This is a genomic window from Streptomyces sp. NPDC018031 (assembly GCF_044327625.1).
Lineage (GTDB): Bacteria > Actinomycetota > Actinomycetes > Streptomycetales > Streptomycetaceae > Streptomyces.
In genome coordinates this window covers 15,130-35,994 of record NZ_JBIRFT010000018.1, presented here as the reverse complement: position 1 = coordinate 35,994, position 20,865 = coordinate 15,130, and the positions used below count along the sequence as shown (strand labels likewise).

Annotated in this window: 18 protein-coding genes; 7 read left to right on the top strand and 11 right to left on the bottom strand. The window is 75.6% G+C overall.

Annotated features, from left to right (window positions below; translation table 11 throughout):
- Positions 1-73: 73 nt before the first annotated feature.
- The 4 genes from ACH4B3_RS28840 to ACH4B3_RS28825 all read right to left on the bottom strand — a co-directional run bounded on the left by ACH4B3_RS28840 (position 74) and on the right by ACH4B3_RS28825 (position 4,605).
- Positions 74-1,099 (bottom strand): transglycosylase family protein, encoded by a 1,026-nt coding sequence (locus tag ACH4B3_RS28840; RefSeq protein WP_398467684.1) that lies wholly within the window; start codon positions 1,097-1,099, stop codon positions 74-76.
- Between the two features lie 199 nt (positions 1,100-1,298).
- Positions 1,299-2,567: a cytochrome P450 gene (locus ACH4B3_RS28835; protein ID WP_398467808.1), complete on the bottom strand. Its 1,269-nt coding sequence runs from the start codon at positions 2,565-2,567 to the stop codon at positions 1,299-1,301.
- A 351-nt stretch (positions 2,568-2,918) separates the two neighbouring features.
- Positions 2,919-3,323 carry a DUF6479 family protein gene (locus ACH4B3_RS28830; RefSeq protein ID WP_398467682.1) on the bottom strand — a complete coding sequence of 135 codons (405 nt, stop codon included), beginning with the start codon at positions 3,321-3,323 and terminating at the stop codon, positions 2,919-2,921.
- Between the two features lie 298 nt (positions 3,324-3,621).
- Entirely contained in the window at positions 3,622-4,605 is a 984-nt protein-coding gene (locus ACH4B3_RS28825; RefSeq protein ID WP_398467680.1) for a nucleoside triphosphate pyrophosphohydrolase, read from the bottom strand.
- Between the two features lie 217 nt (positions 4,606-4,822).
- Here ACH4B3_RS28825 and ACH4B3_RS28820 point away from each other — a divergent pair, with 217 nt between their 5' ends.
- Both ACH4B3_RS28820 and ACH4B3_RS28815 read left to right on the top strand, forming a co-directional pair.
- Entirely contained in the window at positions 4,823-6,859 is a 2,037-nt protein-coding gene (locus ACH4B3_RS28820) for a collagenase (protein ID WP_398467678.1), read from the top strand.
- Between the two features lie 148 nt (positions 6,860-7,007).
- A complete protein-coding gene (locus ACH4B3_RS28815) occupies positions 7,008-7,682 on the top strand; it encodes a GntR family transcriptional regulator (protein ID WP_398467676.1) in 675 nt (224 codons plus the stop codon).
- A gap of 49 nt (positions 7,683-7,731) precedes the next feature.
- Here ACH4B3_RS28815 and ACH4B3_RS28810 read toward each other — a convergent pair whose 3' ends face one another.
- From ACH4B3_RS28810 to ACH4B3_RS28795, 4 genes are all read right to left on the bottom strand, one after another.
- Positions 7,732-8,346 carry a SurA N-terminal domain-containing protein gene (locus ACH4B3_RS28810; RefSeq protein ID WP_398467675.1) on the bottom strand — a complete coding sequence of 205 codons (615 nt, stop codon included), beginning with the start codon at positions 8,344-8,346 and terminating at the stop codon, positions 7,732-7,734.
- Positions 8,347-8,735: 389 nt separating this feature from the next.
- Positions 8,736-10,283 carry a protein kinase gene (locus ACH4B3_RS28805; protein ID WP_398467673.1) on the bottom strand — a complete coding sequence of 516 codons (1,548 nt, stop codon included), beginning with the start codon at positions 10,281-10,283 and terminating at the stop codon, positions 8,736-8,738.
- Positions 10,280-11,062, bottom strand: a complete 783-nt coding sequence (locus ACH4B3_RS28800; RefSeq protein ID WP_398467671.1) for a hypothetical protein — start codon at positions 11,060-11,062, stop codon at positions 10,280-10,282. The genes ACH4B3_RS28805 and ACH4B3_RS28800 overlap by 4 nt, the downstream gene beginning before the upstream one ends.
- Before the next feature lie 111 nt (positions 11,063-11,173).
- Positions 11,174-13,348 carry an N-6 DNA methylase gene (locus tag ACH4B3_RS28795; RefSeq protein WP_398467806.1) on the bottom strand — a complete coding sequence of 725 codons (2,175 nt, stop codon included), beginning with the start codon at positions 13,346-13,348 and terminating at the stop codon, positions 11,174-11,176.
- A gap of 381 nt (positions 13,349-13,729) precedes the next feature.
- On the opposite strand from ACH4B3_RS28795, the gene ACH4B3_RS28790 reads away from it, so the two are divergent.
- Complete coding sequence (locus ACH4B3_RS28790) at positions 13,730-14,461, top strand: hypothetical protein (protein ID WP_398467669.1); 732 nt, start codon at positions 13,730-13,732, stop codon at positions 14,459-14,461.
- Positions 14,462-15,045: 584 nt separating this feature from the next.
- Here the strand turns inward: ACH4B3_RS28790 and ACH4B3_RS28785 are convergent.
- On the bottom strand, positions 15,046-15,708 hold the full coding sequence (locus tag ACH4B3_RS28785; RefSeq protein WP_398467804.1) for an HNH endonuclease family protein: 663 nt from the start codon (positions 15,706-15,708) through the stop codon (positions 15,046-15,048).
- 150 nt (positions 15,709-15,858) lie between these two features.
- Here ACH4B3_RS28785 and ACH4B3_RS28780 point away from each other — a divergent pair, with 150 nt between their 5' ends.
- A complete protein-coding gene (locus ACH4B3_RS28780) occupies positions 15,859-17,313 on the top strand; it encodes a DUF2079 domain-containing protein (RefSeq protein WP_398467667.1) in 1,455 nt (484 codons plus the stop codon).
- On the top strand, positions 17,310-17,732 hold the full coding sequence (locus ACH4B3_RS28775; protein WP_398467665.1) for an acyl-CoA thioesterase: 423 nt from the start codon (positions 17,310-17,312) through the stop codon (positions 17,730-17,732). Before ACH4B3_RS28780 ends, ACH4B3_RS28775 begins: the two co-directional genes overlap by 4 nt.
- Before the next feature lie 133 nt (positions 17,733-17,865).
- Here ACH4B3_RS28775 and ACH4B3_RS28770 read toward each other — a convergent pair whose 3' ends face one another.
- Positions 17,866-19,194, bottom strand: a complete 1,329-nt coding sequence (locus ACH4B3_RS28770; protein WP_398467663.1) for a DUF2786 domain-containing protein — start codon at positions 19,192-19,194, stop codon at positions 17,866-17,868.
- A 27-nt stretch (positions 19,195-19,221) separates the two neighbouring features.
- Positions 19,222-19,584, bottom strand: coding sequence for a winged helix-turn-helix transcriptional regulator (locus tag ACH4B3_RS28765; RefSeq protein WP_398467661.1), 363 nt, complete (start codon positions 19,582-19,584; stop codon positions 19,222-19,224).
- Positions 19,585-19,645: 61 nt separating this feature from the next.
- Between ACH4B3_RS28765 and ACH4B3_RS28760 the strand changes: the two genes are divergently transcribed.
- Positions 19,646-20,080 (top strand): YybH family protein, encoded by a 435-nt coding sequence (locus tag ACH4B3_RS28760; protein ID WP_398467659.1) that lies wholly within the window; start codon positions 19,646-19,648, stop codon positions 20,078-20,080.
- Positions 20,081-20,118: 38 nt separating this feature from the next.
- Positions 20,119-20,676 (top strand): RDD family protein, encoded by a 558-nt coding sequence (locus ACH4B3_RS28755; protein WP_398467657.1) that lies wholly within the window; start codon positions 20,119-20,121, stop codon positions 20,674-20,676.
- Positions 20,677-20,865: the final 189 nt, after the last annotated feature.

Here is a 20,865-nt window from a genome sequence, read left to right as displayed (position 1 = left end):
CGCGGGCAGGCGGAAGCGCGCCCCGACCATCCGTCAGGACCCGCTTCCGCTCCGGGTGCGCCCCGGCCCGTCGCTAGCTCCGGTCACCCTCGACCACGAGCGCCTGCCCGGGGTGGATCAGGTCCGGGTCCGCACCGATCACGTCCTCGTTGGCGCCGTAGAGCGCGGGCCAGCCGCCGGGCACCTCCAGGTCCTCGGCGATGACCGACAGGTTGTCACCGGCGCGGACGGTGTAGCGGTCCGCGCCCTCGGGGCTCTCGACGCCGTCCCGGTCGCCGCGGTCGGCGTGCCGCCCGCCGCGGCGCTCGCCGTCCTCCGGGGCCCGGTCGTCGGGCCGGCCGCGGTGCTTGCCGGTGCCGGGGGCGGGCTCGGTGTCCCGGTCGGCGTCGTGCCCGCCGGCCGGGTCGGTGCCCTCGTCGCCGTCCGCGCGGTCGCCGGCGCCGCCGGTGCGGTCCTCGGCGCGGTCCTCGGCGCGGTCGTCGGCACGGTCATCGCCACGGTCCTCGCCGCGGTCGTCGGCCCGGTCGTCGCCACGGTCCTCGGCGCGGTCGTCGGCCCGGTCCCGGTCGTCCGCGCGGTCCGGGTCCCCGGCCGGGTCGGCGCCGGGCTCGGCCCGGTCCCGGTCCTCGGCGCCGGTCTCCGGGGCGGTGTCCCGGTCGTCCCCCTTCGAGCGGTCGTCCCCCTCCGGCCGGTCGTCCCCGGCCTCCCGGTCCTCCGGGGTGGTCCCGTTCTCCGGCCCCGGCGGGGTGGGCGCGTCGGTGCGGCCGGGGTTCACCTCGGGTGCCCGGCCGCCGTCGGTCAGCCCGGCGTCGAGCGCGCAGGCGGGCCAGGCCCGCGGGCCGCGGTCGCGCAGCATGGTCTCGGCCACCGACATCTGCTGCGAGCGGCTGGCCAGGTCGGGGCGCGGGGCGTAGGCCGTGCCGCCGTAGGTCTTCCACATGTCCAGGGTCAGCTGCAGGCCGCCGTAGAAGCCGTTGCCGGAGTTGGCACTCCACATGCCGCCGCTCTCGCACTCCGCGACCCGGTCCCAGGTCTCGGAGTCGGCGGCGTGCGCGCCGGACGCGCCCAGCAGCGGAAGCGCGATGCTTGCGCCGGTCACCCCCGCCGCGACGACGATGGCAGGAGCCTGACGGGGACGGCGATGCCGACCGTTGCCGGAACGCATGCGGTTGCCTCTCGTGTGGCAGCTGAGTTGTCGCATGAAGATAATCGGGGCGCCCGCGAGTCACAAGCCGATGTAGCCGAGGTCACGCGGAGATCACGTACTGACTCTCCGTCACTTCCGCACGTGGGGACGGTCACCCGGCCGCGGCGGGGGGCTCCGCGGTGAACTCCACCGGCAGGGTGCGGAGTCCACGCATGATGAGCCCGCCACGCCAGCGCAAATCATCCGGATCCACCGCAAGCCGGAGGTCGGGCAGCCGGCGCAGCAGCGTGACGAGCGCGGTCTGCGCCTCCAGCCGGGCGAGCGGCGCGCCGAGGCAGTAGTGGATGCCGTGGCCGTACCCCAGATGCTGGTTGTCACGGCGGGTGAGGTCGAGCACGTCGGGCCGGTCGAACCGGGCGGGGTCCCGGTCGGCGGCGGCGAGCACCACCAGCACCGGGTCCCCCTCGGCGATCCACTGCCCGCCGAGGGTGACCGGCTCGGTCGCGAAGCGCCAGGTCGCGATCTCCACCGGGCCGTCGTACCGCAGCAGCTCCTCCACCGCCCCGGCGAGCAGCGGCTGGTCGCCGGCCTCGGCGGCCCGCTGGAAGCGGGCCCGCTGCTCCGGGTGGCGCAGCAGGGCGTAGGTGCCGTTGCCGATCAGGTTGACGGTCGTCTCGAAGCCCGCGAACAGCAGGATGAAGGCCATCGCGGCGGCCTCGTTCTCGGTGAGGTGCTCACCGTGGTCACTGGCCCGGATCAGGCCGGAGATCAGGTCGTCGGCCTCGCCGTCGCCGCCCAGCGTCTCCCGTTTGCGGTGGATCAGCTCGGCCAGGTAGGTCCGCATGCGCTTCACCGCGCGGGCGACCCCGCCGCGCGGGGTGCGCCGGCCGTCGGGCAGGTCGTGCCGGATCATCATCCCGGCCCAGTCCCGGAAGTCGTCCTGGTCCTCCGGCGGGACGCCGAGCATGTCGCAGATCGCGTAGATGGGGAGCGGGAAGGCGAACTCGTGGATGAGGTCGGCCTCGCCGCGCCCGGCGAAGCCGTCGATCAGCCGGTCGGTGAGCTGCTGCACCCGGGGGGCGAACGCGGCGACCCGGCGCGGGGTGAACGCCTTGGACACCAGCCGCCGCAGCCGGGTGTGGTCCGGGGGGTCGATGTTGAGCAGGTGGGTCATGAGCCCGGCGCTGCGCTCCCCCGGGATGCCGACCTTGCCCTTGCCGTGCGCGTGCCCGCGGTGGCGCAGGGGGTTCTTGGAGAGCCGGGGGTCGGCGAGCGCCTGCCGGGCGTCGGCGTAGCGGGTGACCAGCCAGGCTTCGACGCCGCTGGGCAGGGTGGTCCGGTACACCGGGGCGTGCTCCCGGAGCCGGTGGTACGCGGGGTAGGGGTCGCTCGCGAACTCCCAGCCGAACAGGTCGGGTATGCGGCCCCCGTCGGCGGGAGTGGGATCTCCTGGCGCCGCCGGGGTGTGCGGCGCGGGACCGGCTACCGCGGCGTGCGGCGCGGTACCGGCGGAGTCCGGCCCGGGGTCCGCCGGGGTGTGCGGCGCGGGACCGGCCGTCGCGGGGCAGCCGGGTGGCGCGGGCTCCGCGGGACCGGGCGGCCGCGGAGGGACGGGCCGGTCAGGCCGGTGGGCCGGGCACTCGGGCGGGTGGGGCAGGTCGGGCTGGTCGGGCACGGTTCGACCGTATCGCGGGGCGGACGACGTCGGGCGCGCCGCCGGTCGGCGATGGCCGTGACCGGCGGCGCGCCCCGTCCGGCGCGGCGGCCCGGGTCAGCCGGTGCCCCAGGAGCCGCTGTGGCCGGGAGTCCACTTGGTGGGTTTCTTGTCGGGGTCCTCCTCGCTGCCGAAGTTGCCGAACTCGTACGGCATGTGCCGGACCCCGTCCCGCGGCACTTCCGTGGGCTTGCGGCCGTACTGCTCGTGGTGGCGTTCGGATTCCTGGTACCCCGGCCCGTGGTCGTCCGAGGTCAGCCGGCCGCTCCGGTGCTCCTCGGCGGTCTCCCAGGCTCCGGCGCGTGGCTGCGGTTCGGTGGGACGCCGCTCCCTCGCGCTCACCCGGATCCCCCACCAGACGGCCGCGATGAGCACGATGACGATGCCGACCCCCGCCACCAGCGGGGCGATGCCCACCAGGTGGTCACGGGCGGCTAGCGAAACGCTGGCGTATGTACTCATATACCACTAGTACCCCTTTTGGGGCGGTTGATGCGGGGGCGACGGCCGACGCGACTCCGGCCTCAGGCCCCGCCTACCCCGCCCCGCGGCCGTCATCCCGGTCCCCGCCGGGGCACCCGGGATCGACTGGGAGGCACGGGATCAGCCGGAACGCACGGGACCGGCCGGGACACCCGCGGGCCGCGGGCCCGGCCGCCGTCCCGTGGCCGGCGGCCGGGCCCGCGCGACGACGCCGGTCCGGCGCGGGGCCGGTGCGGCACCCCTCCCCGCCGGTGCCGCGCGGGGCACCGGCGGGCGCTCAGCCCGCCGGGCGCTCGCCTTCGGCCGCGCGGATCGCGTCCCGGTAGGCGCGGGCCGCGGCCCGCAGCGCGGTCTCCGGCTCCACGCCCTCCGCCTCGGCGCGCACCGCGAGCGCCAGCAGTTCGTAGCCGAGCCCCGTCCCCGACGGAACGGACACCTCCAGCCCGGCGGTACGGGCCCGGGAGGCCAGCTTGGCCGCCAGTGCGAGGGCGGGCTGGCCGAGCGGCACGCCCTCGGTGACCGAGCTGCGCCCCTTCTCCACCGCCTTGGTGCGCAGCCAGTGCGCCTTGACCTCCTCCGGCGTCTCGGCCGTCTCGTCGCCGAAGACGTGCGGGTGGCGGTGGATCAGCTTGTCGACGATGCCGCCCGCCACGTCGTCGATGGAGAACGGCGCCTCCGGGTCGTCCTGGGCGATCCGGGAGTGGAAGACGACCTGGAGCAGCACGTCGCCGAGTTCCTCGCGCAGCGCCTCCCGGTCCCCTTCCTCGATGGCCTCGACGAGTTCGTACGCCTCCTCGATCCCGTACTTCACCAGTTCCTCGCTGGTGCGGGTGCCGCTCCACGGGCACTCGCCGCGGATCCGGTCCATGACCTGCACCAGGTCGATCAGGCGCGCCCCCGGCAGGTCGTAGGAGCCGGGCAGCAGTTCCAGGTCGGGCATCCGCTCCCGCCCGGATCCGGCCATCCGGGCCAGTCCGTCGGTGAGCGCGGTCCCGCCGTCGGCGGTGGTGAGCACCACCGCGGTACGGCCGCCTTCGACGCAGTAGCCGACGAGTTCCCGGGCGTCGGGGTCGGCCCGCTCCACCTCGATCCCGGCTTCCCGCAGATAGGGCAGCTGGGGGTGGTCGAGGTCGGCGCACAGGACGCGGTCGGCGCCGCGCAGCGCCTGCCAGGCCGGCCAGGACAGCAGGCCGGGGGCGACGCGGTGGCTGGTGGTGAGCAGGACCAGGCGGCCGGGGCCGCTGTGGTGGGCAGGGTTCACCCCTTGAACGTAACGCAGCCGCCGGGCGGCTCCTATCGGGGTGCCCGATGACCAGGGGGCGGCTGCGGCCGCGGGCCCGTCCGGTGAATTTCCGGCGCACGAGGGGTTCCCATGCAGTGTGGCATGTGAAATTTTACATCTCACATGCCACACATGTGCATGCCAAGGAGTGGCCGACCCGGCCCTGCTCCGTCTCACCCCCCACGGGAGAGCGAACATGCGAATACCCTCAGCACGCCGCTACGCGCGCCAGGCCCGGCGGCACGGCGGCCCGCTCGCCGCCCTGGCCCTGGCGCTGACCCTGGGCGGCGGACTGCTCGCCGCACCCGGCCAGGCCGCGGCGGCGCCCGCCGCGTCCTCCGGGCCGGCGGGCGCCGCCGCGACCGCGGTCCCGGGCCAACCGCCGGTCAGCGACCCGGACGGCCCGCGCGCCTCGCTGGACGCGGTACCCGCCGCGGACGCGCACTCCGACCGGCGCGCCCCCGCCGTCGACGACCGGCCGCCGCTCACGGCCGACGAATCCGCCCAGCGCATGGACTACGACCAGCCGCGGACCGGCAAGGCCCTCGCGCACCCCCGCCCCACGAAGAGCCCGCGGAAGCCCCGGGCCCGCGCCGCCGAGTGCCGGATCAGCGACTTCACCCAGAACACCGGCGACGCCCTGGTGCGGAAGATCAAGGAGTCCACCACCGACTGCGTCAACACGCTGTTCACCCTCACCGGCGGCGACGCGCGGGGGGCGTTCCGCGAGGAGCAGATGGTCAGCGCGGCCCAGGCGCTGCGGGCCGGCTCGGCCGACTACCCCGGCGACGACTCCACCGGGATGCCGCAGCTGGTGCTGTTCCTGCGGGCCGGCTACTACGTGCAGTGGTACCACCCGGAGGACGTGGGCGAGTACGGCGCCACCCTGAAGTCCGCGATCCAGGGCGGCCTGGACGCCTTCTTCGCCGCCCCGCACGCGCACGACGTCACCGACGCCAACGGCGCGACGCTCTCCGAGGCGGTCATCCTGATCGACAGCGCCCAGGAGAACGCCCGCTACCTGTCCGTCGTCAAGCGGCTGCTGACCGACTACGACGAGAGCTACAACGACTCCTACTGGATGGTCAACGCGGTCAACGGCGTCTTCACGGTGCTCTTCCGCGGCCACCAGGTGCCGGAGTTCCTCACCGCGGTGGAGCAGGACCCGAGCGTGCTGGACACCGTCGCGAAGTTCGCCTCCGACCACATCGACCTGCTCGGCGGCGAACAGACCTTCCTGGTCTACAACGCCGGACGCGAGCTGGGCCGCTTCCTCCAGCACGAGGGCGGCCTGCGCGACAAGGTCAGCCCGCTGGCCAAGGGGCTGCTCGCCAAGACCAGCATCAGCGGGCCCACCGCTCCGCTGTGGGTCGGCGTCGCCGAGATGACCGACGCCTACGACAAGGAGCGGTGCGCCGAGTACGGCACCTGCGACCTGAAGAACCGGCTGACCGAGGCGGCGCTGCCGGTCCGGCACGACTGCGGCGGCGGCATCACCATCCGGGCCCAGGAGATCACCACCGAGCAGCTGGCCGGGGTCTGCTCCAGCCTGAGCGGGCAGAACGCCTTCTTCCACAACGTCGCCCGGGACAACGGGCCGGTGCCGGACGACCGCAACGAGACCATCGAGGTCAACGCCTTCGACTCCAGCTCCGACTACCGGACCTACGCCGGGGTCATCTTCGGCATCGACACCAACAACGGCGGCATGTACCTGGAGGGCGACCCGGCCGCCGAGGGCAACCAGCCGCGGTTCATCGCCTACGAGGCGGACTGGCTGAAGCCCGAGTTCGCGATCTGGAACCTCAACCACGAGTACACCCACTACCTCGACGGCCGGTTCGACATGCACGGCGACTTCGAGGACGGGATGACCACCCCGACCGTCTGGTGGGTCGAGGGCCTGGCCGAGTACGTCAGCTACTCCTACCGCGACGAGACCTACGACGCGGCGATCGCCGAGGCCGGCAAGCGCACCTACCGGCTGAGCACGCTGTTCGACACCACCTACGCCAACAGCGACACCAACCGGATCTACCGCTGGGGCTACCTGGCGGTCCGCTTCATGGTGGAGCGGCACCCGGGTGAGGTCGACAGCCTGCTGCGCTACTACCGCGCCGGGGAGTGGCAGTCCGCCCGCGACTTCCTGACCCGGTCCATCGGCGGAGCCTACGACGCCGAGTTCGACCAGTGGCTGATCGACTGCGCGGCGGGGGCCTGCAAGGCGGCCTGACCCCGCGGACCCGGCCGGGTGCCCCACCGGGGCACCCGGTGATCCGCTCCGCCGCCCCCGGCCCGGGGGCGGCGGAGCGCTTTTCCGGAAACCGGATAGTGCGATGTGAAATTATACCCGCGGACCGGTTTCAGAAAGGCGGGACCCCGTGGCCGACCTGCGGCAATACAACCTCATCGTGGTGCAGGAACGGCTTCGGGACCAGGTCACCGACGTACTGCGCGCCGCCATCGGCTCCGGGGAACTGCTGCCCGGCACGGTCTACTCCGCCCCCACCCTCGCCGCGGAGATGGGGGTCTCCGCCACCCCGGTCCGCGATGCCATGCTCACCCTGGCCCGGGAGGGCCTGGTGGAACCGGTACGGAACAAGGGTTTCCGGATCACCGAGGTTTCCGACCGCGACCTGGACGAGTTCCTGGAGCTGCGGGAACTCATCGAGGTGCCCACCACCGTCCGGGTCGCCCGGACCGCCGCCGCCGAGCGGCTGGCGGAGCTGCGTCCGCTCGCGGAGGAGATCGTGGCCGCCGCGCGCCGGCACGACCTGGTCGGCTACCTGGACGCGGACCGCAGGTTCCACCTGGATCTCCTCGCCATGGCCGGCAACGAGCGGCTGGTGGAGGTGGTCGGCGACCTGCGCAAGCGCTCCCGCCTCTTCGGCCTGGCCGAACTGGACCGCACCGGGCGGCTGATCGCGTCCGCCGAGGAGCACCTGGAGCTCCTGGACCTGATGATCGCCGGGGACACCGCGGGCACCGAGCGGTGCATCCGCCGCCATCTGGGGCACGTCCGCTCCCTGTGGGCCGGGCGGCCCGAGGAGCGGTAGCGGCGGGCGCGCCGCCCGGGCCACCGGCCGGGCACCCGCCGGGGGGCCGCTACGCCGGCTGCCGGTCGGTCTCCGCGGGCCGCAGCCACGGATCGCCGGCCTGCACGGCCATGCCCTGGGCGTCGTCCCAGGACCCGTACCGCGGGTTGACGTCGATGTCCAGCGCCTTCGAGGTGCGCACGAAGAGCGCGTTGGCGCCCTCGTCGCCGAGCTTGCGGTCCAGCTTGTCGCGGGTGACGAGCATCCGGACCTCCTGGTCGATCTGCTCGGGCGCGACCCCCTGCTGGAGGTAGAGCGCGCGGACCACGTCCGCCCCGCCCTCCCGCGTCTCGATCGACCGCCGGGCCTGCTGCACCTCGCGCCGGGTGACCCCGACCCCGCTGTCCCGGGCCGCGCGCTCGATCACCTGGTACTTGATCAGCCGGGCCAGCACGTCCTGGTTGAGCCGGCCGGACGCGGCGACCAGCTGGCGGGCCTGGGGGGATTCGCGCTGGGCGTCCCGGACGACCCGCACGTGTCCCTGCAACTGCGCGACGGTGATGCGCTCGCCGTCCACCACCGCGGCCGCCCCGGGGTGCGCGTCGCTGCCGCAGGCGGTGAGGAGTGGGGTCGCGAGGAGCAGTGCGCAGGCGGAGACGGAGAGCGCTGTGCGGCGGCGGATCATCAGTGAGCCTCCCGGCTTGGGCGGTGGTCGGGCGACGAGCTTTGATCTGGCGTTGATCGATGGTATGGAGTCGCAGCCCCGGTAGCTACCGCTGGGACCAACGATTCGTGAGGAGTTGGGTAGCGCGCGCGGCCGGGCCGGGGCCGCGGCGGACGGCGGACGGCGGCCACCGGCGGGCGCGCGAACGCGCCGCGGCCCGGCGCCGGCCCGCTCGGGCCGGGGCTGCCGATGCGTCCCGCCCGGGCCGGGCGGTGGGGCTGGGCCCCGGCCGGGCGGTGGCCCAGGCCCCAGCCGCCTCGGGCCGGGGCGGGTCCTGGCCGCCTCAGGTCAGGGCCGCGCCCTGGCCGGGAGTCCGGGGCCGGGGCCGCCGGGGCGGCGGCCCGGGCCGGTCAGGAGTGGACCTGGCCGAGCCAGTGCAGGGTGCGGCGGACCTCGGCCGGGAGCGGGTGGTGCGGTCCGTGCACCAGCTCCGCGTCGTAGAGCAGCCGGGCCAGGGTGTCCCGGGCCGCCGGGCGGTCCCCGACGGCGAGCAGCAGATGTCCGATGCGGCGGCGGATCTCCAGCGGCTCGGCCGGGTCGGTGGCCGCGTGGCTCTCGAAGTACGGCAGCAGGGCGCGGTATTCGACGAGCGCCGCGGCGGCCTCCCCGAGCTGTTCCAGGCACTGGGCGGCCTCGTAGCGGAACCGCAGCGACTGGCGGAACGCGGCCGGCCCGGACTCCCCGGCGTGCTCGTCGGCGAGCCGCCGCAGCTCGGGCAGGGCGCGGCGGTACTGCCCGTCGTCCAGCAGGGTGGCCGCGTACTGCCTGCGCAGCGACCGTACGACGGCGGAGTGCTCGCCGTGCTGGGCGGCGGCGACCGGCAGCACGCCGCCGAGGATGTCCACCGCCTGGGTGATCCGGCCCTGGTCCAGCAGCCGCTTGACCTCGTCGACGGCGCCGGCGATGTCCGCCGGGGCGGCCGGCGGCGGCACGGGCTGCGCGGACGGCGGGGCGGGGGCCGCGACCCGGTCGGGCCAGGGGGCGTGCGGGCGGAGGAAGGGCCGGGTGGGGTCCATGGGGCCGGTGGGGCCGGTGCCCTGCCCCGGCACCGGCAGCAGGGGCGCCAGCGCCTGGTACACCTCGTGCGCGTCGGCGGGCCGGGCCTGCGGGTCCTTGGCGAGCAGCCGCAGCACCAGCTCCTCCAGCGGCTCGGGCACCTCGGGACGGACCTGGCGCACCGGCACCGGCGGCTCGTACAGATGGCGGTGGAGCACCCCGAGCGCGGTCGAACCGGCGAACGGGACGGTGCCGACGAGCAGCTCGTGCAGCAGCACCCCCAGCGCGTACAGGTCGGTGTACGGGCCGACGGCGCCGCCCATCGCCTGCTCGGGCGCCATGTAGGCGGGGCTGCCGATGGGCGAGCCGGTGTGGGTGAGCCGGGTGGTGTCGGTGTCCAGCACGGCGGCCACGCCGAGGTCGAGCACGGTGATCGTGCCGTCCTGGCGGACCATCACGTTCCGGGGCTTGAGGTCGCGGTGGACGATGGGCACCGCGTGCACCGCGGAGAGCACCGCGCACAGCTGGGCGGCGACACCGACCGCCCACCGCCACGGGTACGGGTCGTGTTCGGCGAGGTGGTCGGCGAGGTCCGCGCCTTCGACCAGGCTCATCACCAGGTAGAGGTCCGCACTGTCGCTGCCCGCGTCGTGGACGGTGACCAGGCCCCGGTGGTCGACCTGGGCGGTGACCCGGCACTCCCGGACGAAGCGGCGGCGCAGCTCCTCGGCGGCGCCCTCGGTGCCGTCACCGGCCGGCTGGGCCATCCGGTCCGGCCGGAGCAGCTTGACGGCGACGCGGCGGTCCAGCCGTCGGTCGTAGGCGGTCCAGACCTGGCCCATGCCGCCCTGGCCGATCAGCGTGGCCAGCTCGTAGCGGTCCGCGATGAGGCGTCCGTTCAACGGTTCTGCTCCCTGCGGAGGAGGTCGCTGAGCTCGTCGAGTTCGGCACGGACCTGACCGATGCGCTGCGACGGCTGCGGCGTGTGGTGCGGCTGCGGCGTCTGGGGTGCGTGACTCGGCTGCGAGACCTGCGGTGCGTGGTGCGGCTGCGGCGTGTGGTGCGGCTGGACCGGGGCGGGCGGCCGGTGCCCGCCCGGGGACGGGTCCGGGGCCGGGTGGTAGCCGGCGGGCGCGGCGGGCGCCGGGCCGTGCCCGGGCCCGGCCGGGGCGTGCGGCGCGGGCGACGGGCCCGGCACGTGCGGGTAGGGGTGCGGCGGCGGGTAGCCGTAGCCGTGCGCGGCCGGTCCGGGCGCCGGGACCGGCGCGGCACCGGGGCCGGCGAACGGCCCGTAGGGGCCCGGCACGGTGGACGGTGCGGACCCCGCGGCGGCGGCCGCCACCGCGCGGTGGTGGCGGATGTCGGCCCTCAGGTAGTACCCGATCGCCCCGGCCCCCATGGCCAGCAGCACCGCCATGGCGATGTCGGACGATATGTGGTCCGCGTTCGACTCGCGGAGGAACCACAGGGCGGCCAGGGTGAGGACGAGCACCGACCAGAAGAGCGCCCAGTCCGCGGTGCGCCGCCGCACGATGGCCAGCCGCAGCAGCGGGACCCAGCACAGGATGCCCACCGAGCACACCGTGACGGCCACGAAGAGCACACGGAACAGCACCGGCCCCGACCGGGTGGCGGCGGGGCGGTGCGGCGGGTAGCCGGGGCCTTGGCCTGGGCCGTTCATCGATGCTCCTGGGGTGCGACGTTGGCCTGAGCGTATACACCGACGTCGGGGGCGGGGCCCCGGTTGTACGGTTCGGGACGTCGACTCGATCACGGTGCGGTCACCGGCGGATCACTGCGGCGGGACGCTCCCGTCCGCCAGGCCGTCGTACAGGCCCTGGACGAGCTGTTCGCCGAGCCGTCCGGCCAGCCGCAGGGCCTCCTCGAACGCGGCGAGGGCGCGGTAGCGGTCGCCGTAGCGGCGCTGTTCGGCGAGCGGCAGCCGGGGCAGTTGCAGCCGCCGCACGTCCAGCCGGGTGGCCGTGGAGGCGTAGCTGCTGGCCTGCCGCTGGTTGGCGCTGCCGCGCAGGTATCCGGCCACGAACCAGGGGTCCAGGGCCGCCGGATCGGGGCGCAGCAGGCACAGGTTGCGGGCGAGCACCGCCCCGGCGGTGGCCTCGTCGACGACCCGGGCGACGGCGCCGCCGCCGAGCACCGGGACGACCACGTCGCCGGCCTCGGTGAGCACCGGTTCCTCGGCGGCGGGCCGTTCGCCGCGGGCGGCGGGCGGCAGGGTGCCGGAGGGCGCGGTGCCGGCGAGCACGTCGTGTTCGGTGAGCACGCGCAGCGCGCCGGAGCCGGGCCCGGCCGGCGGCGCGGCCCCGCCGTTGCGCAGCCGCAGGGCGCCGGCCCGGGCGAGTTCCCCGACGGTGGTCATGGGCCAGCGGCCGCCGGTGGGCGACTGCGCCGCCGCGGCGTCCGGGCCGGGCAGGCCGGGGGTGCCGGGGGTGAGTTCGGTGGTGCGGACCAGGGTGTCGGCCAGTCGTTCGCGGACGGCGGCGAGTTCGGCCGCGCCGCCGCCCGCGGCGGGCGGCGGCAGATGGCGGGCCGGGGCGAGGTCGACGTCGTCGTCGAGGAGTTCGATGACCGGCACCGCCCGGCGGACGCCGGGTTCCTCGGTGACCGTGCCGTCCCGGTCGAAGTCCTGCCAGGCGGTGCGCACGGTGTGGTGCACGGTCCGCCAGTCGAGCTTGTCCCGGCCGGGGGCGCCGCCCGCGCCGCCGGGGCCGGGGAGTTCGGCGGCGTCGACGAGGAGCAGGTGGGGGGCGGTGGGCTGGCCGGCGCCGGGGCGGCGCAGCACCCACAGGTGGAGCGGGATGCCGTACGGCGGGGCGGCGCCGGCCGGCAGTGCCACCACGGCCCGCAGCGCACCCCGGCGCAGCAGGTCGGCCCGGATCCGGCGGCCGGAACGGCGGGAGGCGGCGGCGGGCGGCATCAGCAGTACGGCGGTGCCGCCGTCCCGGAGCCGGGCCAGGGCGTGCTGTACCCAGGCCAGTTCGGATTCGGTGCGGGCCGGGAAGCCGTACTCCCAGCGCGGGTCGTAGGCGAGTTCGTCGTGGCCCCAGTTGCGCTCGTTGAACGGCGGGTGGCAGACCACGGCGTCGGCGGCGAGCCGCGGGAAGGCGTCGGCGCGCAGGGTGTCGCCGGCGCCCACCCGCACCGGCGCCTCGGAGTCCAGGGCCAGCCGCAGCGCGGCCAGCGCGGCCAGGTCGGGGTCGGCTTCCTGGGCGTGGCGGTGGCGGGCGGCGGTGGCGGCGCACAGCAGTCCGCCGGTGCCGGAGGCGGGGTCGAGGACGGTGAGCCCGTCGTCCGCGCCGCAGCCGGCGCCGGGTTCGGCGCACCCGTCCGGGCCGGCCCCCTGGGCGGGAGCGGGCCGGGCGGTGGCCGTGGTGACACCGGCGAGGTCGGCCATCAGCTCGGCCGGGCCGGGCGGGGTGAGGGTGTACTGGCGCGGGTTGGCGTCGAGGTAGCGGCCGAGCAGGAACTCGTACGCCTGGCGGGGGCCGAGTTCGGTGGCGAGTTCGGCGGCGCCGCGCACCAGGGCGGCGTCGGTCCGCAGGGTGCCGGCGTCGGGCACGGGCACCGGGTGCCGTTCGCCGAGCCGCGCGGTCAGCACCGGGGCGAGCGCGGTGGGCAGCCACTCGGCGAGCTGGGCGTCGGCCGCGGTCCGGAGTTCGTCCCAGGCGGTGGGCCGGTGCCGGACGAGCAGCAGCACGGCTCCGGCGTGCCGCAGCGCGACGGCGGCGCCGGCCGGGTGCCCGGCGAGCAGCTGCCAGACCCGCTCCCGCAGCGGCACCTCGGCCAGCTTGCCCTGGCTGCGCAGCCAGTGCTCGACGTCGTCGAGGGCGAAGGTCGGGCTGGTCTCGGTGCCGCCGACGGGCCGCGGGAAGTCGGCGTGCCGGCGGCGCCAGTTGCTGACGGCGGCCCGGCCGACCCCGGCGAGCCGGGCGATGCCGGCGGCGGTCACCTCGGTGGCGCCGTCGGCGGTGCCGCCCGGGGGCCGGGGTGCGGTACCGCCGCTGCCCGGGTTCCGTCCCGGGGGCGTCCCGGGCGCGGTCGAACCGGTGTCGTTGCCCATCACGTCGTTGCCGCCTGTCACATCGTCACCCGTCACGTCTCTCGTCGGTCCGGGTGCCGCCGCCGGACCGCCCGTCGCCTTGCCGTGCATCGCTGCTGTGTCGCCGAGCATACCCGCGCAGCGCGCAGAGACCCCTTCACGTCGTGAACCAGTCCAACCCTGTGAACCGTGTTGACTCGGTTCACAGGTCATGCTCTTATTGACCACGTCGAAAGACGCCCCGGGAATCCCCGGAACCCTCGCAACTCCCACCGCCGAAAGGTGCGCGTGATGTCTCAGTCCCAGCGTTCGCACAAGCAGCAGAACTGGTTCGCCCGGCACAAGCTCCTCACCGGCGTCGGCGCGGTGATCGCGATTGCCGCGATCGGCGGCGTGGCGGCCGGCGGCGGCGGTGACGACGACAAGGACACCAAGGCCAAGAGCTCCTCGTCGGCCGACCAGGACCCGGGCAAGTCCTCCGGCGGGAGCGGCGAGGAGAAGAAGGAGCAGGAGCCGGCGTTCGCCGGGGACGGCACCTTCCAGGTCGGCTCCGACATCAAGCCCGGCACCTACCGCACCAGCGGCAACGACGCCCTCGACGGCTGCTACTGGGAGCGGGCCAAGGACTCCAGCGGCGAGATGGAGTCGATCATCGCCAACGACAACGTCACCGGCGCCTCCTACGTGACGGTCAAGGCCACCGACAAGATCTTCAAGTCGAACGGCTGCAACGACTGGGAGGCGGTCCCCGCCAAGGCCACCGCCACCGGCTCGGCCAAGACCGAGTTCTCGGGCAAGGGCGGCATGTTCCGGGTCGGCACCGACATCGCCCCCGGCACCTACAAGTCCGCCGGCAACACCGAGGACGCGGGCTGCTACTGGGAGCGGGACAAGGACGCCCTGCACGGCCTGGAGTCCATCGCCGCCAACGAGAACGTCAACGGCGCCGGCGTGGTGACCATCGCCCCCGGCGACGCCTACTTCAAGACCAACGACTGCAACGACTGGAAGAAGACGGGCTGATGCGCCCCGCGCCGCGCCGGCCGCTCGGCGGGCCGCGACCGCCCCGCCCCCGCGGCGGCGGCCCGGCGGCGAAGCCCGCCCGGCGGAACCCCGGCCGCGGCGGCCCCCCGGCCGGCCCCGGCGCCGGTCTCCCCGCCGGATTCCCCACCGGTTTCCTCACGGGAACACCGCGGCCCCACCGGCCTCGCCGAGCCCGCCCGGCGCACCCGGCCGGCGGCACCGCCCGCACGAGGCGCCCGCCGGGACCCGGAGGTCCCGCCGCGCCGGGTGGCCGAGTCCCCCGGTGACCGCCGCCCGGACCACCGGCGCCGCGGCGAGGGCACCGGCCCCGCCCGCTTCACGGCCGGAACCGGCTCCGCGCCGCCCCCGCCCCGCCCGCCGGGGACGTCACCGCCCCGGCACCCGGACCGCCACCAGCCCCCGCGCCCGCCGTCCCGCCGCCGCGCCCGCCGCCGGCACCTGCCGTCCCCGCACCTGCCCTCCCCCGCCCCGGACCCGGACCCGGACCGGTCCGGACCACCGCACCGGGCGGCCGGCTCCCCGCCGCCCCGCCCGCCCCCGCCGCCCGGCGCGGGCCTGACCGATCAGGCCCCGCCGGGCAGCGGCGTGCCGGGGCAGCCGTCGAGCACCCGGACCATCGCGTCCTTCTCCGCGCGGGTCACCCACACCCCGTACTTCCGCTTCACCGCCACCTGCCGGGCGACGTAGGCGCAGCGGTAGGCGCGGTTCGGCGGCAGCCAGGTCGCCGTGTCCCCGTCGCCCTTGCGCCGGTTCGCCGACGCGTCCACCGCGATCAGGTTGAGCGGGTCGTTGGCGAACGCCACCCGCCGCTTCCGGTCCCAGCCCCGGGCGCCCTTCTGCCAGGCGTCGGAGAGCGCCACCACGTGGTCGATGTCCACCTTGCTGCGCCCGCGCACGAACCGCACCGTGCGCCCGGTGTACGGGTCGTCGGTGAGCGTGCCGGTGACCACCACGCAGTCGCCGTCCCGGAAGGACACGTCGGTGAGGTCCCGCTTGAGGATGTCGTCCCGGGTCCCGCAGCGGTTGCGGTCGGTGTCCACCCAGGAGCTGCCGAACTCCGCCCGCTCGTAACCGGTGCGCGGCGCCCGGCCCTTCACCGTGAGGTCACCGACCGCCGTCAGCGCGGAGCCGCCCGCTGCCGGCCCGCCGCCCGTCCGGCCCGGCTCCCCGCGCCCGTCCGCCGGACCGGCCGAGCACCCGCCGGCCGCGAGCACCGCGGCGAGCACCGCGGCCGCCACCCGGCTCGCGCCGGTGCGCCGGTCCGCGCCCGCGCGCCGCGCACCCGGCACCCCGTCCTGCCCCGGAAACCGTCCCCGCACCCCGGACCCCCCTTCGCGTATCTTTTCGCACAGACGCCCACACGATAAGGACCCTGGATGGACACGGCCGCCACGGCACCACCCGGCCCCACTGCTGACCGCGGCGCTTCCCCGGTCCCCGCGTCCGGAACCCGGGCCGCCGCGCTGCGCAGACCGGCGCTGGATCCGTACTGGCTGGCCCTGGTGCTGTTCGCGCTGTACACCGCGGTGTCGGTGTCCCGGCACCGCCGTATGGAGAACATGTCCTGGGACCTGGGCATCTTCGAACAGGCCATACGCTCCTACGCGCATCTCCAGGCCCCGGTCGCCGACCTCAAGGGCCCGGGCGCCAACATACTCGGCGACCACTTCAGCCCGGTCACCGCGCTGCTCGCGCCCTTCTACCGGGTCTTCCCCGGACCGGTGACGCTGCTGGTCGCCCAGGCCCTGCTGTTCGCGGTCTCGGTGATCCCGGTGACCCGGGTCGCCGCGCACCTCTTCGGGCGGGGCCGGGGCCTGCTGATGGGCGTCGCGTACGGACTGTCGTGGGGCGTCCAGCGCGCCGTCGACTTCGACTTCCACGAGATCGCCTTCGCCATGCCGCTGCTCGCCTTCGCCCTGGAGGCGGTGATCCGGGAGCGCTGGTACGCGGCGATGCTGTGGTCCGCCCCGCTGGTCCTCGTCAAGGAGGACCTGGGCGCCACGGTGGCGGTCATCGGGGTCGTCATCCTGATCCGCTGCCGGCGGCGGGCCGACACCAGGGTGCTGCTGTACGCCATCGGCCTGGCCGCGTTCGGGGTGATCGCCTCGGCACTGGCGCTGGGCGTGATCATCCCGGGTTTCAACGGCGGTGGCGACTACGCCTACTGGGAGAAGATGGACAGCGGCGACGCCGCCGCCACCATCCCGCTGGACACCGCGCTGCGCACACTGGCCTGGGTGCTGCTGCCCACCACCGGTCTGCTGGCGCTGCGTTCGCCGCTGCTGCTGGCGGTGCTGCCCACCCTGGGCTGGCGGTTCGTCTCCCACGAGGAGCACTACTGGGGCACCGACTGGCACTACAACGCGGTGCTCATGCCGATCGTCTTCCTCGCCCTGGTGGACGCGGTGGAGCGGAGCCGGCGCAGCCCGCGCGGCTGGCTCGGCGGGTACGCCCGGCAGATGCCGGTCGCGGTGGCCGCGGCGTCGGTCGCCCTCACCAGTTCCCTCCCGCTGTACGGGCTGACCGTGCCGGACACCTACCGCAAGCCCGGTTCGGTGGCCGCCGCCGACCGGCTGCTCGGCACCATCCCCGACGACGCCTCGGTGGAGGCGAACGTGGGGCCGATCAGCCGGCTCACCGGCCGCTGCCGGGTCTTCTGGGTGGGCGACACCCGGGGAATCGAACCGGACTACATCGCGTTGAAGGAAGACGCGGGGCGAACCGCGGAGCAGGTGACCGACTACGCCCGGCAGTTGCACCCCGACGCGGAATACCGGCACGTCGGCATGGCGGGGGACGTCCACGTCCTCGAACGGGAAGGACCACGGTGACAGAGCCGTTCTCCGTGCGGATCACGGTCCGCGGGTACGAGACCGACGCGCAGGGCCACCTCAACATGAGCGTGTACACGCAGTACGCCGAGCACGCCCGCTGGGAGCTGTTCCGCAAGGCCGGCATCACCCAGGAGGGCCTGCTGGGCAAGGGCGTGGGGCCGGTCAACCTGGAGACCACCGTCAAGTACCGCCGTGAGCTGCGGGCCGGCGACGAGGTCGACGTCACCTGCGAGCTGCGCTTCGGCACCGGCAAGACGTTCACCATCGAGCAGACCGTCCACAAGGCCGACGGCACGCTCTCCGCCGAGATATCCAGCGTCGCGGGCATGTTGGACCTGTCCGAGCGCAAGCTCGTCCCGGACCCGCGGGACTACCTGCGGGCGCTGGCCGACGACCCGTCCGCGTTCGGACTCTGAGGCCCGCGGGCTGACGGCGGCGGGGGGCGGGCACTGCCGGTCCGGCAGCGCCGGACCGGAGACCCGCCGGTTCCGTCGGCCCCGCCGTGTCCGGCGGGCGGGCCGCGGGCGGATCAGCTGAGTTCAGCCGAGTTCAGCCGAGTTCAGCCCGGTCCGCGGCCGCGGTGCCACGGGCCCACCCCTCCGCGTCGCGCCCCTTGAGGCGGTGCGCGGTGGTGTCCGGGAACATCCGCTCGGCCTCCTCCCCCACCGCCACTTCCCGCGCCGCGAGCACCGGCAGCACCTCGGTGCCGTCCGCCCCGGCGGTGCCCGCCGCACGGGCGGCGGCATCGGTCGCGGTGCGGGTGGCCTCGGTGAGCCGGTCGCGGATCCGGCCCGCGTAGGCGATCAGGAAGGACTCCCGGAAGTCCCGGGTGCGGCGGGACCGGCCGCGGGCGTGGTGGTGGTCGGCGGCCCGGTTCATCGCGGTGGTGGCCTGCAGCAGCAGCGAGGTGTACAGCAGCTCGACGAGTTCCAGGTCGGCCGGGAAGCCGATCACCGTGGAGAAACCCAGTTCGCCGGACCACACCGCCTGGCAGCGGTTGGCCTCGGCCACCGCGTCCAGCAGCAGCGCCTTGGCCGGTTCGTAGGGCGCGTCGACCCCGATCCGGCAGGCACCGGGCGCCTGCGGGTCCGGTGCCCCGGCACCCAGCAGCGCCTCGTCGATGCTGTAGCGGGCCATCAGCTCCTGCGCCTTGGCGGTGAGCGCCTCGGCCTCCGCCGGAAAGGTGCTGGACTCGGCCTTGGCGAGCAGCGCCCGGATCCGCGCGGGCATCCGGGGCTCCGCGGCGCCCCCCGGGCGGCCGGCCGGCCGGTCCAGGGGCGGGATCGCGGGCAGCCGGCCGATCAGCCGCAGCGCGTCCAGCAGCCCGGCGGCGGTCTCGAAGCGGCTGCCGCGCTCCCGGCCCGCCAGCTGCTCCAGGTACCGCCCGTCGCCGTCCCACCACACCCGGGCGTCCAGTTCCCGGAGCTGCCCGGCCCACCGCTCGTCCGGCGCCCCGGCCCCGCCGCCCGTGGTGGGCCGGGGGGCCTGCCGGGCCTCGGCGGCGATCATGTCGATCAGGAACCGCGCCCGGTCCGTGTCGCCGCGGTCCCGCCGGACGATCCGCACCAGGTCGGCCGGCTGCCAGCCGCGGTCCCAGCACCGCCGTACCGTCCGTTCGGCGGCCCGCAGCAGTGCCCGGCTCACCGCCTCCGGGCCGCCGGGGGCCGCGGTGAGCAGCGAGGCACCGGTGTCCAGGGCGTCGTCGAGCCGGTCCTCGGGGGCGGTCAGTACCGCGCCGAGCACGCTCTCGACCAGGTCGGCGGTCTGCCGGGTCTGCTCGTCCCGCCGGGCCTGCTGCCCGCGCCGCCGCTCGTCGCGCTCCGCCATGGCGCCGCCGCCCGCCTCTCCGCCGCCCGTTCCGCCGTCGTCCGCCCCCATTGTCCCCGGCCCCTGCCGGGCCGGGGTTCACCGGGGCCGGTGGGCCCCCCAGTCCCACAGGGCCTGGAGCACCGGCCCCAGCAGCCGCCCGTGCGGGGTGAGCTCGTACCGCACGGTCGGCGGCCAGCCGGCGGTGCGGGTGCGGTGCACCACCCCGGCGGCGGTGAGCCGGTCCAGCCGGTCGGTGAGCACCTTGTCGGAGAGCCGGGGGAGCGCGGCGGACAGTTCGCTGTAGCTGTGGCCGCCGCGCAGCAGTTCCCGGACGACCAGGGTGGTCCAGCGGCCGCGCAGCGCGGCGAGGGCGACCTCGACCGGGCAGTCCGGGCGGGGTTCGGACACGTCCGCCCGCGGGTCGTCCGGCAGTCCGTGACGAACCGTTGGGTGAGCCACGACGGCACCTCCTAGCGTGGGGTCCGCGCCGGCACCGAGCGCCCAACGGAAGGAGCCCGCCATGCCGTCCAGTCCCGGAGGTCTTCCCCTCGCCGCCGAGGAGCTGCCCGCCGAGTTCGCCGCCCGTTTCAACACCGGAGACGCGCGCGCGGTACAAGAACTCTACGAGCCGGGCGCGGTGTTCGTGCCGCCCGCCGGGGAGCCGGCCCGTACCCCGGCCGCGATCGGCCGGGCCAACGCCGCCTTCCTGGGGCTGGGGCTGCCGATCTCCGTCCGGCCGCGTGACGTCCATGTCACCGACGACGGCCTGGCGCTGCTGGTGGTCGACTGGGAGATCGAGGGCACCGGGCCGGACGGGGAGCCGGTGCGGGTCGCCGCCACGGCCACCGATGTGGCCCGGCGCGGGCCGGACGGCCGCTGGCGCTATGTGATCGACCATCCCTTCGGCGGGGTGCCGGCCGAGCGGCGGTTCGATGCCGGGCGGCCATCAACCTGAGAACGAACCGTCACAGGGACCGGGCAGGATGGCGGTCTGTGAACGAGCCTCAGACCCATCAGCCCCGCCCGCACCCGTACGCGCCTTCCCCCGCACCGCCGTACCCGCACCCCCACCCGGGCGGCGGGCCGGGCCGTCCGGTCCCGGAGGGGGTGGGCGACCTGCGCCGGCAGGGCGCCGCCACCGTCGACGGCTTCCTCACCCTGCTCGGCGGCAGCGTGCTGGCGCTGCGGCTGCCGGACGGGACGGACCTCGGCGTTCCGGCGGGGATGATCACCACCAGCGGCTCCCGCGTCTCGGTGTTCGCGGTGGTCGTGTGCGTCGTCGGGGTGTCCTTCGCGCACCATGTGCTGGGCAGTGTGCTGTTCCGCACCACGGTGGGCAAGTTCCTGTTCTTCGCCCGGGTGGTGCGGGAGGCGGACGCGGGCCGGCCGCGGTTCTGGCAGAGCGTGCGGCGCTGGCTGCTGGGGCTGACCTGGCTGCCGATGCAGCCGGTGCTGGCTCTGGTGGGCGGCGACGGCGATCCGTACGACGACGGCTGCGGTCTGCGCATCGTGCGGAGCAAGGATCTGCGCGGGGCGGGCCGGGCCGGCTGAACGGGGGCCCGCTGCCGTTCTCCGGCGCCGGGGAGGCGCCGGAGGCGGCACGAGAGGAAGGGCCCCGGGAAAGGCGCCGGGCGGGGGGGGGGGGCGGGGGGGGCCCCCCCCCCCCGGGGGGGGGGGGGGGGGGGGCCGGGGCCCCCGGGGCGCCGCCCCGGGGGGGGGGCCCCCCCCCCCCCCCCCCCC

Coding starts and splice junctions, on each gene's coding strand:
- ACH4B3_RS28780 (WP_398467667.1), top strand. CDS start 15,859: ATGGACACGGCCGCCACGGCACCACCCGGCCCCACTGCTGACCGCGGC.
- ACH4B3_RS28810 (WP_398467675.1), bottom strand. CDS start 8,346: ATGATCCGCCGCCGCACAGCGCTCTCCGTCTCCGCCTGCGCACTGCTC.
- ACH4B3_RS28830 (WP_398467682.1), bottom strand. CDS start 3,323: ATGAGTACATACGCCAGCGTTTCGCTAGCCGCCCGTGACCACCTGGTG.
- ACH4B3_RS28820 (WP_398467678.1), top strand. CDS start 4,823: ATGCGAATACCCTCAGCACGCCGCTACGCGCGCCAGGCCCGGCGGCAC.
- ACH4B3_RS28790 (WP_398467669.1), top strand. CDS start 13,730: ATGTCTCAGTCCCAGCGTTCGCACAAGCAGCAGAACTGGTTCGCCCGG.
- ACH4B3_RS28760 (WP_398467659.1), top strand. CDS start 19,646: ATGCCGTCCAGTCCCGGAGGTCTTCCCCTCGCCGCCGAGGAGCTGCCC.
- ACH4B3_RS28770 (WP_398467663.1), bottom strand. CDS start 19,194: ATGGGGGCGGACGACGGCGGAACGGGCGGCGGAGAGGCGGGCGGCGGC.
- ACH4B3_RS28800 (WP_398467671.1), bottom strand. CDS start 11,062: ATGAACGGCCCAGGCCAAGGCCCCGGCTACCCGCCGCACCGCCCCGCC.